The sequence below is a fragment of the Salinisphaera sp. PC39 genome (assembly GCF_040361335.1).
GTDB lineage: Bacteria > Pseudomonadota > Gammaproteobacteria > Nevskiales > Salinisphaeraceae > APNM01.
In genome coordinates, this window is sequence record NZ_APNM01000004.1 from 36,524 (window position 1) to 52,933 (window position 16,410).

The 16,410-nt window shown below is 68.3% G+C and carries 16 protein-coding genes; 9 read left to right on the plus strand and 7 right to left on the minus strand.

The annotated features are described in order from the left end of the window. Window positions 1–167 precede the first annotated feature (167 nt). Window positions 168–734: a dCTP deaminase gene (gene dcd / locus PC39_RS05150; protein ID WP_353252294.1), complete on the minus strand. Its 567-nt coding sequence runs from the start codon at window positions 732–734 to the stop codon at window positions 168–170. 92 nt (window positions 735–826) lie between these two features. On the opposite strand from dcd, the gene PC39_RS05155 reads away from it, so the two are divergent. The 5 genes from PC39_RS05155 to nth all read left to right on the plus strand — a co-directional run bounded on the left by PC39_RS05155 (window position 827) and on the right by nth (window position 6,612). Next, the gene (locus PC39_RS05155) at window positions 827–2,125 is read left to right on the plus strand and encodes an alpha/beta hydrolase (protein ID WP_353252295.1); all 1,299 of its coding nucleotides are present in this window, start codon (window positions 827–829) and stop codon (window positions 2,123–2,125) included. Next, on the plus strand, window positions 2,122–2,871 hold the full coding sequence (locus PC39_RS05160; protein WP_353252296.1) for an MlaA family lipoprotein: 750 nt from the start codon (window positions 2,122–2,124) through the stop codon (window positions 2,869–2,871). The genes PC39_RS05155 and PC39_RS05160 overlap by 4 nt, the downstream gene beginning before the upstream one ends. Before the next feature lie 172 nt (window positions 2,872–3,043). Further along, on the plus strand, window positions 3,044–5,059 hold the full coding sequence (gene metG / locus PC39_RS05165) for a methionine--tRNA ligase (protein ID WP_353252297.1): 2,016 nt from the start codon (window positions 3,044–3,046) through the stop codon (window positions 5,057–5,059). Between the two features lie 164 nt (window positions 5,060–5,223). Continuing rightward, entirely contained in the window at window positions 5,224–5,895 is a 672-nt protein-coding gene (gene rsxB, locus PC39_RS05170; RefSeq protein WP_353252298.1) for an electron transport complex subunit RsxB, read from the plus strand. 69 nt (window positions 5,896–5,964) lie between these two features. Beyond that, window positions 5,965–6,612 (plus strand): endonuclease III, encoded by a 648-nt coding sequence (gene nth, locus PC39_RS05175; RefSeq protein ID WP_353252299.1) that lies wholly within the window; start codon window positions 5,965–5,967, stop codon window positions 6,610–6,612. A gap of 16 nt (window positions 6,613–6,628) precedes the next feature. On the opposite strand, the gene PC39_RS05180 is transcribed toward nth, so the two are convergent. From PC39_RS05180 to PC39_RS05190, 3 genes are read right to left on the minus strand one after another with little or no spacing between them, the layout of a single operon-like run. Next, complete coding sequence (locus tag PC39_RS05180) at window positions 6,629–7,084, minus strand: hypothetical protein (RefSeq protein WP_353252300.1); 456 nt, start codon at window positions 7,082–7,084, stop codon at window positions 6,629–6,631. A 40-nt stretch (window positions 7,085–7,124) separates the two neighbouring features. Next, window positions 7,125–7,511 carry a CrcB family protein gene (locus PC39_RS05185; protein WP_353252301.1) on the minus strand — a complete coding sequence of 129 codons (387 nt, stop codon included), beginning with the start codon at window positions 7,509–7,511 and terminating at the stop codon, window positions 7,125–7,127. Beyond that, on the minus strand, window positions 7,508–7,888 hold the full coding sequence (locus tag PC39_RS05190; protein ID WP_353252302.1) for a DUF4345 family protein: 381 nt from the start codon (window positions 7,886–7,888) through the stop codon (window positions 7,508–7,510). Before PC39_RS05190 ends, PC39_RS05185 begins: the two co-directional genes overlap by 4 nt. Window positions 7,889–8,085: 197 nt before the next feature. On the opposite strand from PC39_RS05190, the gene PC39_RS05195 reads away from it, so the two are divergent. Further along, window positions 8,086–9,738, plus strand: a complete 1,653-nt coding sequence (locus tag PC39_RS05195; RefSeq protein WP_353252303.1) for a phosphoenolpyruvate carboxykinase (ATP) — start codon at window positions 8,086–8,088, stop codon at window positions 9,736–9,738. Window positions 9,739–9,880: 142 nt separating this feature from the next. On the opposite strand, the gene bamJ is transcribed toward PC39_RS05195, so the two are convergent. From bamJ to PC39_RS05210, 3 genes are all read right to left on the minus strand, one after another. After that, window positions 9,881–10,645 carry a BamJ family beta-barrel-assembly machinery protein gene (gene bamJ / locus PC39_RS05200; RefSeq protein ID WP_353252304.1) on the minus strand — a complete coding sequence of 255 codons (765 nt, stop codon included), beginning with the start codon at window positions 10,643–10,645 and terminating at the stop codon, window positions 9,881–9,883. Between the two features lie 82 nt (window positions 10,646–10,727). Beyond that, window positions 10,728–11,963: an MFS transporter gene (locus PC39_RS05205; protein WP_353252305.1), complete on the minus strand. Its 1,236-nt coding sequence runs from the start codon at window positions 11,961–11,963 to the stop codon at window positions 10,728–10,730. A 75-nt stretch (window positions 11,964–12,038) separates the two neighbouring features. Beyond that, entirely contained in the window at window positions 12,039–13,250 is a 1,212-nt protein-coding gene (locus tag PC39_RS05210) for an argininosuccinate synthase (RefSeq protein WP_353252306.1), read from the minus strand. An 86-nt stretch (window positions 13,251–13,336) separates the two neighbouring features. Here PC39_RS05210 and rnt point away from each other — a divergent pair, with 86 nt between their 5' ends. The 3 genes from rnt (at window position 13,337) to PC39_RS05225 (ending at window position 16,124) form a co-directional block, all read left to right on the plus strand. Then, window positions 13,337–13,993 (plus strand): ribonuclease T, encoded by a 657-nt coding sequence (rnt, locus tag PC39_RS05215; RefSeq protein WP_353252307.1) that lies wholly within the window; start codon window positions 13,337–13,339, stop codon window positions 13,991–13,993. Between the two features lie 42 nt (window positions 13,994–14,035). Beyond that, the gene (locus PC39_RS05220) at window positions 14,036–14,878 is read left to right on the plus strand and encodes a mechanosensitive ion channel family protein (protein ID WP_353252308.1); all 843 of its coding nucleotides are present in this window, start codon (window positions 14,036–14,038) and stop codon (window positions 14,876–14,878) included. 223 nt (window positions 14,879–15,101) lie between these two features. After that, a complete protein-coding gene (locus PC39_RS05225; protein WP_353252309.1) occupies window positions 15,102–16,124 on the plus strand; it encodes an IS110 family RNA-guided transposase in 1,023 nt (340 codons plus the stop codon). Window positions 16,125–16,410 lie beyond the last annotated feature (286 nt).

Genomic DNA, 16,410 nt, shown 5'->3' on the forward strand with positions numbered 1-16,410 from the left:
GAAGAAGTTAATGTCGCTTCCTAGAGTGCGAAGCGCTTGCCGGGATTGACCGCGGCCCCGCGAGAACCTTTGCCTGGATGCCGGATCGACGCGAAGCGTCGTCCGGCATGACACATAAAAAACCTCTGTGCGCCTCCGTGCGCCTCTGTGGTTTAACTGTTCGTATCCTAGGTCTTCGGCAACGTCACCCCGCGCTGGCCCCAATACTTTCCGCCGCGATCCTTGTAGGATGTCTCGCAGACTTCGTCGGCTCCCAGGAACAGCATTTGCGCGACGCCCTCGTTGGCGTAGATCTTGGCCGGCAGGGGCGTGGTGTTGGAGAATTCCAGCGTGACATGGCCCTCCCATTCCGGCTCCAGCGGCGTGACGTTGACGATGATGCCGCAGCGCGCATAGGTGGACTTGCCCAGGCAGATGGTGAGCACGTCGCGCGGGATGCGGAAATACTCCACGGTCGCGGCCAGGGCGAATGAATTCGGCGGGATGATGCAGACATCCCCCTGGAAGTCCACGAAGCTCGACGAGTCGAAGGCCTTGGGGTCGACCACGGCCGAATTGATGTTGGTGAATATCTTGAACCGGTCCGAACAGCGGACGTCGTAGCCATAGCTCGACACCCCGTAGGAAACCAGGCGGCGGCCGTCCCGCTCCTTGACCTGGTCGGGCTCGAACGGCTCGATCAGGCCCTGCTCGGCGGCCATGCGACGGATCCACTTGTCGGACTTGATACTCATGCGCGGTGATCGTCCAGAGGTTTATCCATGAATGGCGGGCAGTTTAATCGCTTCGGCCGCCGCGGTCAGCGGTGCCCATGCGGGGTGCGGCCGTGAGCCGGCGCATTCGCGGTCGCGCGGCCGGCATCGCCGCCACCCTGCTCCTGGCCTGCGCGCCGTGGGCACAGGCCGATCCGGGCTACGACTACCCCCTGGAGGACCCGCTCGCGGCCACCGTGGTCGGCACGCCCGAGGAGTTCCGGGCCGCCCTGCCCGAGAACCTGCCCCTGGCGCTGCGCGAACTGCCCCCGCCGGTGGAACGGCCGACCCCCGAGGTGCTGGGCTACGCCCGGCCCCTGCACTACGGCCTCGCCGCCCAGGACGGCCCGGCCCCCCTGGCCTACGTCATCGCCGGCACCGGCGGCGACGCCCTCGGCGCCAACAATCGGTTGCTGGCGCGCATCCTCCATGACGCCGGTTTCCACGTGGTCACGCTGCCCTCGCCCACCACGGTCACCTTCATGCTGAATGCCGCGACCCATCCGGTGCCGGGCCGGATGTCCGCCGACGTGGCCGATCTGTATCGGCTCATGCGGCTGGTCGACGCGCGCGTGAGCGCCGAGCTGGACATCGAAGGCCGCTACCTGACGGGCTACAGCCTGGGCGCCACCCAGGCCGCGTTCGTCGCCCGGCACGACGAGACCGCGGGCGCATTCGGGTTCCGGCGCGTGCTCCTGGTCAATCCCGCGGTCGACGTCTACGGCTCCGTCCGGCGCCTGGACGCCCTGCTGCTGGAGGGCCTGCCGCAAGGCATCGCCGACCTGCCGGTCTTCCTGGAACGGACCATGGCCCAGCTCAAACGTCTGTACGGCGAGGGCGACCCCCTGCGCTTCGAGACCGACGTGCTCTACCGTGCCTATCTGCGTGCCCGCCCGGACCGGGACAATCTCGCCGGCATGGTGGGACTCGCCTTCCGGCTGGCGCTGGCGAACATGGCCTTCGCCGCCGACCTGATCACCGACAGCGGCGTGATCCTGCCGGCCGGCAGCGACCCCGATATCGGCGATTCGCTGGAACCCTATCTGATGCGCTCGTTCGGCATGACCTTCGCCGAATACGTCGACCGCCTGCTGCTGCCCTACCACCGGGCACGGGAGCCCGGTCTCACCCGCGAATCCCTGATCGCGGAGAGCGACCTGCGGCGTATCGCCCCCTACCTGCGCAACGCCACGCACATCGGCGTCGTCACCAATCGCGACGAACCGATCCTGGACGACGCCGAGCTCGGATTCCTGAGCGAGACGTTCGGCGAGCGCGCCTACATCTACCCGCACGGCGGTCACCTCGGCAACATCGGCCAGCACCAGACGGCCCGCGACATCCAGCGTTTCCTGACCGGGGAGAGACGATGAACCGGGCACGCGCGTCGATCATCCTGACCCTGGCCGCGACCCTGGCGCTGGGCGGCTGCGCCGGCACGCCGGCGCCGTCCGTCATCGACGGCGACACGCCGCCGGACACCCCGGCCGCGGCCACCACCGCCAACCCGGTGGCGATCTACGACCCCTGGGAGGGCTTCAACCGGCGCATGTACCGGTTCAACGCCGCCGCCGACCGCTACGTGTTGCTGCCCGCGCTGCGCGCCTACCGCACGGTCGCGCCCCGGCCGGTGCGCACCGGCGTCGCCAACTTCCTGGACAACCTGGACGAGATCACCACCTTCTGGAACGCCCTGCTCCAGGCCAAACCCGCCACCGCCGGCGTCACCCTGGCGCGTTTCGCCATCAACACCACCGCCGGCATCGGCGGCCTGTTCGATCCCGCCACCGCGCTCGGCCTGCAGCGGCGCGAGGAAGACTTCGGCCAGACCCTGGGCGTCTGGGGCGTGGATACCGGCCCCTATCTGGTGCTGCCGTTCTTCGGCCCCTCCACCCTGCGCGACGGCGCCGGCCTGAGCGCCGACCTCGCGGTCGAGTTCGCCCTGGACCCGCTCGCCCTGGAGGACCACGACGTCCGGCGCCTCGCCTACTGGACGCTGTACGCCCTGGACAAGCGCGACCGCACCGAATTCCGCTACTACCAGACCGGCTCGCCGTTCGAGTACACGCTGGTCCGGCTGGTGTACGTCAACTACCGGCAGCTTGAAATCGAGCGCTGAAGCGCTCGATTCCGGTTTCGAGACGCGCACGGCCGGGTCTCGGCGGCCAATCGTGCGAACCCGGACCAGGCCGCACACCCGAAACCGCCCCGCCGTGTCGAGCCTTTCACGCCGAACCGGGGCACGGCGTATGGCATAATCCGCGCCACTTTTCGCACCCGTCCCGGAACCTATGCCGCGCGACATCCTGGTCACGTCCGCCCTGCCCTACGCCAACGGGTCGATCCATATCGGGCACCTGGTGGAGTACATCCAGACCGACATCTGGGTGCGCTTCCAGCGCCTGCGGGGCGAGAACTGCCTCTACGTCGGCGCCGACGACGCCCACGGCACGCCGATCATGCTCAAGGCCCGCGACGAGGGCATCGAGCCGGAGGACCTGATCGCGCGCTTCGCCGCCGAGCACAAGCGCGACTTCGACGATTTCGGGATTTCCTTCGACAATTACCACAGCACGCATTCGCCGGAGAACCGCGAGCTGGCGGAGCACATCTACCGGAACCTGGACGCCGCCGGCCACATCGAGCGCCGGGTGATCTCCCAGGCCTACGACCCGGTCAAGGGGATGTTCCTGCCGGACCGCTTCATCCGCGGCGAATGCCCACGCTGCGGCGCCGCCGACCAGTACGGCGACGCCTGCGAGGCCTGCGGCGCCACCTACCAGCCCACCGACCTCAAGAACCCGGTCTCGGTGCTCTCCGGCGCCACGCCCGAGGAACGCGAGTCGGAGCACTATTTCTTCCGGCTCGGCGATTTCGAGACCTTCCTGCGCGACTGGACCGCCAGCGAGCACCTGCAGGAAGCCGTCTCGCGCAAGCTCGGCGAATGGTTCGAGGCCGGCCTCAAGGACTGGGACATCTCGCGCGACGCGCCCTACTTCGGGTTCCGCATCCCGGAGACCGAGGACAAGTACTTCTATGTCTGGCTGGACGCCCCCATCGGCTACATGGCCAGCTTCCGGAATCTCTGCGAGCGGCGCGACGACCTCGATTTCGACCGCTTCTGGGCGCCGGACTCCGACGCCGAGGTCCACCATTTCATCGGCAAGGACATCGTCTACTTCCACGCCCTGTTCTGGCCGGCCATGCTGTCGGGCGCGGGCTTCCGCACGCCGACCGCGATCCACGCCCACGGCTTCCTCACGGTCAACGGCGAGAAGATGTCCAAGTCGCGCGGCACCTTCATCCGCGCGCGCACCTACCTCGACCACCTGCCGGCCGAGTACCTGCGCTACTACTTCGCCGCCAAGCTCTCCGCCGGCGTCGAGGACCTGGACCTCAACCTGGACGACTTCATCGCGCGGGTGAACTCGGACCTGGTGGGCAAGTACGTCAACATCGCCAGCCGCTGCGCGGGCTTCGTCACCAAGCGCTTCGGCGGCGAGATCGGCGACACCCTGGACCGGCCCGAGCTGTTCGAGCGCTTCGCCGCGGCCGGCGAGGAGATCGCCGATCTCTACGAGCGGCGCCAGTTCGCCCAGGCCATGCGCCGGATCATGGCCCTGGCCGACGAGGCCAACGCCTATGTCGCCGAACGCGAACCCTGGGTGCTCGCCAAGCGCGAGGGCACCGAGGCCGAGCTGCAAGCGATCTGCGCCAGCGCCCTGACCGCCTTCGCCCAGCTCACGGTCTACCTCAAGCCGGTGCTGCCGGCCACGGCGGCCGCCGCCGAGCGCTTCCTGAACAGCGGGACGCTGACCTGGGACGACGCCCGGCAGCCGCTCACCGGCGGTCGCATCGAGAAATTCAAGCCGCTGCTGCACCGCGTGGACCCCGACGCCGTCGAGGCCATGCTCGCCGCCAGCCGCGAGGACCTCGCCGCCAAGGCGGCCCCGCAAGCCAATCAGGACACCGACATGGACACCATCGCCATCGACGATTTCGCGAAGATCGACCTGCGGGTGGCCCGCATCGCCCGCGCCGAGCACGTCGAGGGCGCCGACAAGCTACTGCGCCTGACCCTGGACGTCGGCGAACTGGGCGAAAAGCAGGTCTTCGCCGGCATCAAGGCCGCCTACGACCCGGCCGGACTGGAGGGCCGCCTGACCGTGATGGTCGCCAACCTCGCCCCCCGCAAGATGCGCTTCGGCGTCTCCGAGGGCATGGTCCTGGCCGCCGGCGGCGACGCCGGCGGGCCCTACCTGCTGGCGCCGGACGCCGGGGCCGAACCCGGCATGAGGGTCAAGTAACGCCAAACTAACCACAGAGACACAGAGCGCACAGAGCTAGACAAGAATCAAGAATCCAAAGAGCCGAGACAATCACGCAGGTGAAAGGCTTTTTGCGCTTTGGCACCGTCTAATCTCTTCTTTATTCTCTGTGTCCTCTGTGCCTCTGTGGTTCATCGATATTCATGCAAACCACGGCTGAGGAAATCGACGCGCTGCTGCCGCAGACGCAGTGCACCCGCTGCGGCTACGACGGTTGCCGGCCGTACGCCGAGGCGGTGGCGGCCGGCGAGGCCGACATCAACCGCTGCCCGCCCGGCGGCGAGGCCACCATGCGGCGTCTGGCGGCCGCCACCGGCCGCGAGCCCAGGCCCATCGACCCGGAGTGCGGCGCCGTGCCCGAGCCGGCGGTGGCCTACATCCGCGAGCCGGAGTGCATCGGCTGCACCCGCTGTATCCAGGCATGCCCGGTGGACGCCATCGTCGGTGCCGCCAAGCAGATGCACACGGTGATCGCCGACGAATGCACCGGCTGCGAGCTGTGCCTGCCCGCCTGCCCGGTCGACTGCATCGACATGCTCCCGGCCGCGCCCGGCGAGGGCCAGGTGCGCTGGCCGGCCGAGACCGACGACGACCGCGAGCGCGCCGAACGCGCCCGCCGCCGGTTCTTCGCCCGCAACGCCCGCCTCGCGCGCGAGGGCCAGGAGCGCCAGGCACGCCGCGAGCGCCGCAAGGCGGCCCTGCGCGACAAGACCGCCGGCGACCGCAAGACCGAGATCGCCGCCGCCATCGCTCGGGCTCGAAGAAAGAAGGCTGCCAACCACAGAGGCACAGAGGCACAGAGCGAAGAAAAATGAATCGCAAAAATGCAATTCTTTGGCTTCATTAACTCTGTGCTCTCTGTGACTCTGTGGTTTATCTGAAATATGAATCAATCCAAGCGCGAAGAGATTTTCCGGCGGTTGCGCGAGGCGAACCCGGCGCCGACCACGGAGTTGAACTACGGCTCGCCGTTCGAGTTGCTGGTGGCGGTGATCCTGTCGGCACAGGCCACGGACGTGGGGGTGAACAAGGCCACGGCGAAACTGTTCCCGGTGGCCAATACACCGGAGGCGATACTGGCGCTGGGCGAGGACGGGCTGAAGGACTATGTGAAGACCATCGGCCTCTATAACAGCAAGGCCGCCAACATCATCAAGACCTGCCGCATCCTCGTGGACGAGCACGGCGGCGAGGTGCCGCCCGACCGCAAGGCGCTGGAAGCGCTGCCGGGGGTCGGACGCAAGACCGCCAACGTGATCCTGAACACCGCCTTCGGCGAACCCACCATTGCCGTGGACACCCATATCTTCCGGGTCGCCAACCGCACCCGGATCGCGCCCGGCAAGACGCCGCGCGCGGTCGAGGACAAGCTGCTCAAGGTGGTGCCGAAGCCATACCTGCGCGACGCCCACCACTGGCTGATCCTGCACGGGCGCTACGTCTGCAAGGCGCGCCGTCCCGAGTGCCCGGACTGCCTGATCGCCGACCTCTGCGAATACCCCGACAAGACACCTGCGGGGACCGCCGGCTAAAACGCCCCGATCGCCCCTAAATCGCGGCCCTGTTCACCGCGTAGCCGCGGGCCAGGGCCCACAGGCCCCCCGCCACCAGCACCAGGTGCAGCGCCAGGAACGCCCACAGCTCGGCGACGTACAGCGGCGTGCACACGCCCTCGTGCGCCGCGCACCACGGGAAGGCATGTGATGGCAGCAACCAGATCTCGTAGCCGCTGTGGACAACGATCATGGCGACCATCAGCCGTTTGAGCAGGAGCCCACCCAGCAAGGCCACCGCCACGCGGGCCGCGCCGGCGACCGCGGCATCACCGCCCTGGAGATGCCACAAAAACGCCATGGCATCCCGCGCCGCCGGGCCGACGACCTCGGTCACGCCGGTCAGCCCCAGGTACCAGAGCGGCGCGGCGGATGCCAGGAGTCCCGAGATCAGCGGCGGCACGCCGCCAAGCAGCAGCAGGGCCGTGAGAATCCGATCCTCGTTTTGCATTCGCGCTCCCATCCCCCGGAAGTGGCATGACGTCCCCAGGCTACTCGCCGACGAGCCAGCCGCCCAGGACATGCCCACCGGCGACGCCGACGAGGCACAGGCATACCGAGCCCAGCACGTAGGCCGCCGCGGGCAGCCAGTAGCCGTCGCGCATCAGCGCCAGGGACTGCAGGCTGAACGCGGAAAAGGTGGTAAAACCGCCGAGCACGCCGATGAGCAGGAATTCGCGGCCGGCGTCGCCGATATCCCAGCGCCCGCCGGCGGCGGTGGCCGCCGCGATCAGGCCGATCGCCGCGGAGCCGAGCACGTTCACAGCGAGCGTGCCCCAGGGAAACACCCCGCCCAGACGCAGACCGACGGCGGTGACACAGCCGTAGCGCGCCATGCCGCCGACGGCGCTGCCCAGCGCCACCCAGAGCCAGCTCACGGCCGCGCCGGGGTGCGCGGCAGCAGCCCCGCCGCGATGGCCAGCCAGAGGGCCTCGCCGCCCGCGATCCAGGCGAAACCGGGCGGCACGGGCTCCCACAACAGGCCCAGGAGACGGCCGGCCAGCGGCCCGCCGGCGATCAGGGCCACGGCGATCAGACCGAGACGCTGCCGATCCGGGCGCATGCAGAGTGCGAACAGGAGGGCGAGGCCCAGCATCGCGCCGCCGTAGACCGCCCGCAGCTCCACCACGGAGGCCTCCGGGGCCAGGGTCACGCCCGCCGCCCCCACGACCGCGGCGGGCGCGAACAGGCCGGCGAGACCGAACGCACCGTAGACCAGCGCACTCAGACCGAGGAACAAGGCGGCGGGACTCATGGCGTCGCTCCGGTTCGGATTCTGCGCGACTATAGCAGCCGCGGGCGGATCATCCGCCGGTAACAAGGCATTCCGGGCGCCCCGCCTTGCCTGTCGGGGCCTGCACGATTAGCCTTGCCGGACACTCGCAATAAATCCGCCATGAGCGATGCGCGGCCCGCATCGCTCTTTTTAGTCGTCAGAGAGGATTCTTTTTCGTGGACCTGCGCACCGAACTCGCACAGCAGTTGGGACTCAAGGACGTCGAACTCCATCACAATCTCAGCAAGCCGGACCTGTTCCGGGCCGCCCTCGCCCACGACCGCGGCCGCATCCGGCCCGACGGCCCCGACGACGAACCCAAGGCCTACGCCACCGGGCTGGGCCTGGACGGGCCCCTGGTCTACTACTCCGATCCGAGCTGCACCGGCCGGCCCACGGCCGACACCTTCGCCGTGGCCTGGCCCGAGGTCGAGGACCGCATCTGGTGGAAGGCCGACATGCAGCGTTTCGACCCGGAACGCTTCCCCGCCCTGCTCCGGCGGGTGATCGAGCATCTCAACGCCAAGCGCGCGCGGCTGTTCGTGCAGGATGTCTATTGCGGCTGGGATCCCGCCTACGCGGTGCCCTACCGCTTCGTCGGCGAATACGCCACGCACGCGCTGTTCGCCCAGAACATGTTCGCCCGCGACGTCGGCGGGGTCGCGGACGAGGCCGGCAAGCGCTGGACCCTGATCAACGTGCCCAGCTTCCACTGCGATCCCGAGCGCGACGGCACCCGCAGCGAGCGCGCGGTGATCATCGACATCCGCAACCGCATCGGCCTGGTGGCGGGGCGCGCGGACTATTGCGGCGTGGTCAAGAAGACCATGTTCACCGTGATGAACTATCTCCTGCCCGAGATGGGCGAGCTGTCCATGCACTGCTCGGCCAACGTCGGCCCCCGCGGCGACGGCGCCGTGCTGTTCGGGCTGTCGGGCACCGGCAAGACCACCCTGTCCGCCGACCCGGCGCGCAAGCTGATCGGTGACGACGAGCACGCCTGGACGGCCGACGGCGTCTCCAACTTCGAGGGCGGCTGCTACGCCAAGCTGATCGACCTGGACAAGCAGGCCGAGCCGGTGATCGCGTCGGCCCTGTCCATGCCCGGCACCCTGATCGAGAACGTGCCGCCGCTGCCCGGCCGGCGCCTGGAGGACACCGATCCTCAGGACCTGGATCTCACGGACGGCTCGATCACCGAGAACACCCGGTTCTCGTATCCGCTGGATGCGAATCCCAACGTCGCCGAGGGTGCCCGCGGTCCCCACCCGGAAACCATCGTCCTGCTCACGGCCGACGCCTTCGGCGTGCTGCCGCCGGTGTCGCTGCTGGATACCAAGGACGTGATGTACCACTTCGTGTCCGGCTTCACCGCCAAGCTGGCGGGCACGGAGGTCGGCGTCACCGAGCCGCAGGCGGCCTTCTCGGCCTGCTTCGGGGCCCCGTTCATGGCGCGTCCGCCGTCGGTCTACGCCGAGATCCTGGCGCGCAAGATGCAGGAGCACCACACCCGCTGCATCCTGCTCAACACCGGTTGGTCGGGCGGTCCCCACGGCGTGGGCGAACGCATCTCGATCCGCCACACCCGGGCCCTGCTCAACGCCAGCCTGGCCGGCGACCTGGACGACGTCGAGTGCGAGACCCATCCGATCTTCGGCCTGCGCATGCCGCTGGCCTGCGACGGCGTGCCCGGCGAGATTCTGAACCCGCGCAACACCTGGGCGGACAAGGCCGAATACGACGCCCAGGCGATCAAGCTGCGCAACATGTTCCGGCAGAACTTCGAGTCCAAGGGCTTCGACCGGCTCGGCATCGAACAGGTGATGTGATCCGGCGCGGCCGGGATCCGACCGGCCTCCCCGGACACCGGCCAAACCCGCCGATCGGCATGCCGACACGAAAAAGCCCCGTCCGGGCAAACCGGACGGGGCTTTTTCCTTGCGGTGTCGAGACCGCGCGGGCCGGGAGGCGTCAGTCGTCCTCGCCGCCGCCGGCCTGCTCCTCGGGGATCACCTCGAGCAGCTCGACGTCGAAGATCAGGGTCTCGTTGGGCCCGATGTCGGCACCGGCGCCACGCTCACCGTAGGCCAGGTCCGGCGGGATGAAGAGCTTGTAGCGGGCGCCCTCCTTCATGAGCTGCAGGGCCTCGGTCCAACCCGGGATCACGGCCTTGACGGGGAAGGTCACGGGCTCGCCGCGCTCGCGGGAGCTATCGAACACCGTGCCGTCGAGCAGCGTGCCCTCGTAGTGGACCTTGACGCTGTCGGCGGGACCGGGGCTGGGACCTTCGCCCGCCTCCACGACCTTGTACTGGAGGCCGCTGTCGGTCACCTTAACGCCTTCCTCGCCCTTGTTCTCCTCAAGGAAGGCCTGGCCCTTCTCGAGGTTCGCCTCGGCCTTGGCCTGGCTCTTCTCCTTCTCGGCGCTCTCCAGGTCGGCGACGAAATCCTCCATCACCTTCTGGAATTCCTTCTCGGGAATCTTGGCCTCGCCCTGAAGGGTGTCGCCCAGGCCCGCCGTGAGGTAGTCGACCTTCAACTCGACCGGCAGATCCTTGATGGAATTGCCGATATCCATGCCCAGCGCGTAGCTGCGCTTCTGGGCATCCGTGTCCAGGGTTAGACCGGCCTTGGCGGAGGTATCCTGGGCCGCGGTGTCGTCGCCGCTGTCCTGCGGCGCCTCGCAGGCCGCCAGGAAGGCGCCGGCGAGAATCAGGGTAGCGATACGTCGTTTCATGGGCTACTCGCTGTTTGCATGGAACGGAAAGGCGGAGAGTACGCGAAACCGGGGCCGGACTAAAGGCCGGCCGGGCCCCGGCTCAGGAATACTCCTCGGAGCGGGGATCCAGCTCCAGGAGCGCGGGCGCGGCCTCGGTGGCGGGCACGCTGACGTACCGGCCCTGCCGCTCGGCCGGGAACTCCGGCGTGTAGCGGATGCGCCAGGCCGTGTACACGGCCAGGAGCACGAAGACGCCGCCCAGGAACTGGAACAGGCCGGCGGGTCCGGCCGCCTGCATCAGCAGCGACCCCAGCACCGGCCCCAGGCAGGTACCGATACCATAGACGAACAACAGACCGGCACTGGCCGCCACCGGATTGCCCTCCTCCATGCCGTCGTTGATCATCGCCAGGCAGATCGGGTACAGGCAGCCCGAGATGCCGAACGCGGTCCAGGTGCCGATATACAGCGCCGAGTCCGATATCCGGCCGAATGCCGCGGCGGCGCCGCCGAGCGCCGCCAGAGCCGCCAGCGCCGCCATCAACCGGCGCCGGTCCATCAGGTCCGACAACCGCCCCAGCGGCCATTGCAACAGCATGGTCGCCAGCACCGCGAACATCATGTAATGGGCCACGGCATCCACGCCGAAGCCGATCTGGTTGGCATAGAGCGGCGCGAGGGCGAAGAAGGCGCTGACGGCGACACCGGCGGCCAGGCCGCCGATCAGGCCGGTGGGCGACAGGCGGTAGAGCTCGGCAAAGCCCAGACGCTCGACCGTGCCCATGACCGGGGCCTCCGAACGGGTCAGCGACAACGGCACCAGCGACAGCACCACCAGGATCGCCACCAGGTTGTAGATGGGATAGCCGTCGGACTCGCCCAGGCCCACCAGGTACTGGCCGAGCGCGGAGGACGAGAAGTACACCACCTGGTAGATGCCCAGCAGGGCGCCGCGCGTGGCATTGGTCGCGCGCCCGGAGATCCAGCTCTCCAGGACCACGATCAGACCCGCGAAGCAGAACCCGACCAGGCCGCGCAGCAGCGCCCACAACCAGCCGTCGACATACAGCGGATGGATCAGGGCGGCGGCGCAGCCGACCGCGGCGAAGGCCGCGAACGAGCGGATCTGGCCCACCCGGCGGATCACGCGCGTCACCAGCCGGGTGCCGATCACGAAGCCCACCGAGTGGAAGACCAGTACCAGTCCCACGGCGGTGGGAGAAAAACCCTCGACCGACAGGCGAACGGACAACAGCGTACCGAGCAGGCTGCTGCCGGCGATCAGCAGCGCCAGGCTGGCGAACATGGCCGTCAGGGAGACGACGATCTGCCGCATGACACTCCTCGGTCCCGCCGGAGCCGCACCCTGCCGGGCGAGCGGCGCGCGGCGCGGGGATGACCCCGGCCGGAACTACTCCCGGCGCTTGCGGCCCAGGCGCAGGCGCAGGGCGTTGAGCCGGATGAAGCCCTCCGCATCCTTCTGGTCGTAGGCGCCGCGGTCATCCTCGAACGTGGCGATGGCCGCGTCAAACAGGCTGTCGGTCTCGGAGTCGCGACCCACGACCGATACCGACCCCTTGTACAGCTTCACCCGCACGATGCCGTTCACGTGGGTCTGCGAAGCATCGATGGCCGCTTGCAGCATCTCGCGCTCGGGCGCGAACCAATAGCCGTTGTAGATCAACTCAGCGTAGCGCGGCATCAACTCATCCTTCATGTGGGCCGCGCCACGATCGAGGGTGATCGACTCGATCGCCCGATGCGCCTTGAGCATGACCGTGCCGCCGGGCGTCTCGTAGCAGCCGCGGGACTTCATGCCGACGTAGCGGTTCTCGACGATGTCGATGCGGCCGACGCCGTGCGCGCCCGCCAGTTCGTTGAGCCGCGCGAGCACGCCGTAGGGACTGAGGCGCTCGCCGTCCACCGCCACGATATCGCCGCGCTCGAAGGTCAGGTCCACGTAGCGGGGTTCGTCCGGGGCCGCCTCGGGCGCCACCGACCAGCGCCACATGTCCTCCTCGGCGGGGGTCCAGGGATCCTCCAGCACGCCACCCTCGTACGAGATGTGCAGGGCGTTGGCGTCCATGGAGTACGGCGAGCCGCCGCCCTGCTTGCGCTCGATCGGGATGCCGTGCTGCTCGGCGTAGGCCAGCAGGCGCTCGCGGGAATTGAGATCCCACTCGCGCCAGGGCGCGATCACGCGGATATCCGGCGAGAGCGCATAGGCGGCGAGCTCGAAACGCACCTGATCGTTGCCCTTGCCGGTGGCGCCGTGGGCGATGGCGTCGGCCCCGGTCTCGGCGGCGATCTCCACCAGCCGCTGCGCGATCAGGGGCCGGGCGATGGAGGTGCCCAGCAGGTACTCGCCCTCGTAGATGGCATTGGCGCGGAACATCGGATAGACGAAGTCGCGCACGAAGGTCTCGCGCAGGTCCTCGATGAACACCTCGCGCACCCCCAGGGCCTCGGCCTTCGGCCGGACGGCATCCAGCTCCTCGCCCTGGCCGATGTCGGCGGTAAAGGTCACCACCTCGCAGCCGTAGGTGTCCGCCAGCCACTTCAGGATCACCGAAGTGTCCAGGCCGCCGGAATAGGCCAGCACCACTTTCTTCACGTCGCTCATAACGGCATCGATCGCCTGCGGAAATCGGCGCGCATTATACATGTCCGGTTTCGCGTTTCCGCGCCGGACTCCGCTACCATGGGCGGATGAACGCTTCCGAAACAGCCGATGGCGACCGCCCCGCGATCGCCGAGCGCTTCCGTGGTTTCCTGCCGGTGGTGGTGGACGTCGAGACCGGCGGCTTCAACGCCGCCACCGACGCCCTGTTGGAGATCGCGGCCGTGACCCTGCGCATGGACGATGTGGGCAAGCTGCACCTCGCCGACAGCGTGTCCTACCATGTGGAGCCGTTCGACGGCGCGAACATCGAGCCGGCCTCGCTGGAGGTCAACGGCATCGATCCTCATCACCCGCTCAGACCGGCCCTACCCGAGCACGAGGCCCTGACCCGGGTCTTCCGTGAGGTGCGCCGGGCGGTCCGCGAATCCGGCTGCAAGCGGGCGGTGCTGGTGGGCCACAACGCCCACTTCGATCTCGGCTTCCTGAACGCCGCGGTGGCGCGCACCGGCATCAAGCGCAACCCTTTCCACCCGTTTTCCGTATTCGACACCGCGACCCTGGCCGGCGTGGCCTTCGGACAGACGGTGCTCAAGCGCGCCGCGCAGGCCGCCGACCTGGGCTGGGACAGCGATGCCGCGCACTCCGCGCGCTACGACACGGAGCAGACCGCGGCCCTGTTCTGCACCATCGTCAACCGCTTTCGCCCCATATACGAGGGCGGCGCGCCGGGGGAAGGCGCGTAGCGGACGGGAACACGTCCAACGGACCATGAACTAGGAGGCAGCGTGAATTTCTCCGTCGATCAACTCACCAGCGTCGAAGGCTGGGCCAACCTGCTCATCCCTTACGGCCTCAAACTTCTCGGCGCGATCGCGATCTTCGTGATCGGGCGCTGGATCGCCGCGCTGCTGGTCAAGGTCTTCCGCAAGTCGCTCGACCGCGCCAAGGTCGACGACACGGTGACCAGCTTTCTCGGCACCGTGGCCTACATCGTGCTCATGGCCTTCGTCGTGATCGCGGCGCTGGGACAGCTCGGCGTCAAGACCACCGCCGCCGCCGCCATCATCGGCGGCATGGCGCTGGCCCTGGGCCTGTCCCTCCAGGGCCAGATCTCGGCGGTGGCCGCCGGCGTGCTGCTGATCTTCTTCCGTCCCTTCAAGAAGGGCGACTTCGTCCAGGCCGCCGGCCAGTACGGCACCGTGGAGCACGTCAGTCTGGTCAATACCCTCCTGGTGACCACCAACAACCAGGAGATCACCATCCCCAACAACCAGGTCTGGAACAGCGCCATCACCAACTTCAGCGCCCGCGACACCCGGCGCATGGACCTGACGGTGAGCATCAGCCTGGCCGCCGACGTCGACCGCGCCAAGGCCGTGCTCCAGGAGATCGCCGACGGCGACGAGCGCACGCTGTCCGAGCCGGCGCCGGCGATCCTGGTCAACGCCATCACCGACTCCTCGGTGGATATCCTGTTCCGACCCTGGTTCCCGCGCGTGGAGTTCTGGGGCGCCTACTGGGACATCGTCGAACGCATCAAGAAGCGCTTCGACGAGGAAGGCATCGACTTCGCCCACCAGCGGCGCTTCATCGAGCTGCGCGGCGGCGGCGAGGACAAGGCCGCCTAGAAACGAAACGACAAACCACAGAGGCGCTCAGAGGCGCACAGAGGTTTGTGATTGTCATGCCGGCCGCGCCGAGGGCGCGGTCCGGCATCCAAGTGTCTCTCCGTACCGGACCCCGGATAGCTGCATCGCAGCTTCTGATGGGATGGACTCCCCCCTCTTATACGGCATCTTGAGTGCCAGGACCGGATCACTCCGGAACAGTCATCGAGAGAGGAGTCCATCCATGAGCGAGATTACGTTTTACACGGTGGATCTGGCAAAGCGGGTCTTTCAGGTGCACGGCTACCCGCGTCAGGGCCGGCGGGTGCTCACGCGGCGGCTGTCGCGGGCGCGCTTCCAGGGCTTTTTCGAGCGTGATGCACAGCCGGGCGCCACGGTTGTGATGGAGGCCTGCGGCGGGGCGCACTTCTGGGGACGCTGGCTGCGGGCGCGTGGCTTTGCCCCGGTGCTGTTGCCACCGCGGCGGGTACGCGCCTTTGTCACCGGCAACAAGACGGATGCCGCCGATGCCGAGGCCCTGGCGGTAGCCTGGCGCTGCGGGCAACTGCATCCGGTGCCGATCAAGACTGAGACCCAGCAGGCGATCCAATTGCTGCACCGCCTGCGAGAGCGCCGCCTGGCGGCGCGCACGGCGGTGAGCAACCAGATTCGGGCGCTGCTGCGCGAATACGGTGTCGTGGCTCCGGCCGGGGCGGCGGCCCTGTCGCGCACGGTGGCCGAACTGCGGCAGGCCGACGCGCCCCTGGCGCCACCGGTGCAGGCTATGTTGGTCGATCTGGTCGAGGAATGGCACCAACTGCGCGCCTCGGTCGCCCGGCTGGACGAGCAGCTCACGGCCCTGTATCAGACCCACGAGCCGTGCCGGCGCCTGGGCGAGATTCCCGGCATCGGCGTGGTCACCGCCACCGCCCTGATCGCCGGGGTGCCGGACATACAGCGCTTCAAACGCGGCCGGGCCTTGGCCGCCTGGCTGGGCCTGACACCCAAGGAGCACTCCAGCGGCGATAGCCGCTGGCTCGGCGGCATCACCAAGCGCGGCAACACCTACCTGCGCACGCTGCTCATCCATGGCGCCCGCTCGGCGGTGCGACAAGCGCATCGGCGATGCGACGCCACCAGCCGCTGGCTGCAGCGACTCATCCAGCGGCGCGGCCACAACTGCGCCGTGGTCGCCCTGGCCAACAAAAACGCCCGCATCGCCTGGGCGCTGCTGGCCCACGACGTCGCCTATCAGCCTGCCTGCTAGCTAGCAGGCAGGCTTACCACCCGTCACCCGATTGCAAGACCCATGGGCAGCCCACGGCGCACAAGTCACGTCGTCCCGGTCGCTAAACCGCTCATCCCGGCGTGCCCCAAGCACGTGTTTCCGATTGGCAGCGACCGGCGGCGGCTTCCCCATGCTGGGCCCGAGACACTGACAATGTCTCAACATCGAGGCCGAATATACGAACGCAACTTGTCCTCGCCGTGCATCGCCCATGCCTTGCTTGACCGGGGGAGTCCATATACGGGATGACGGCCCAATATCATTC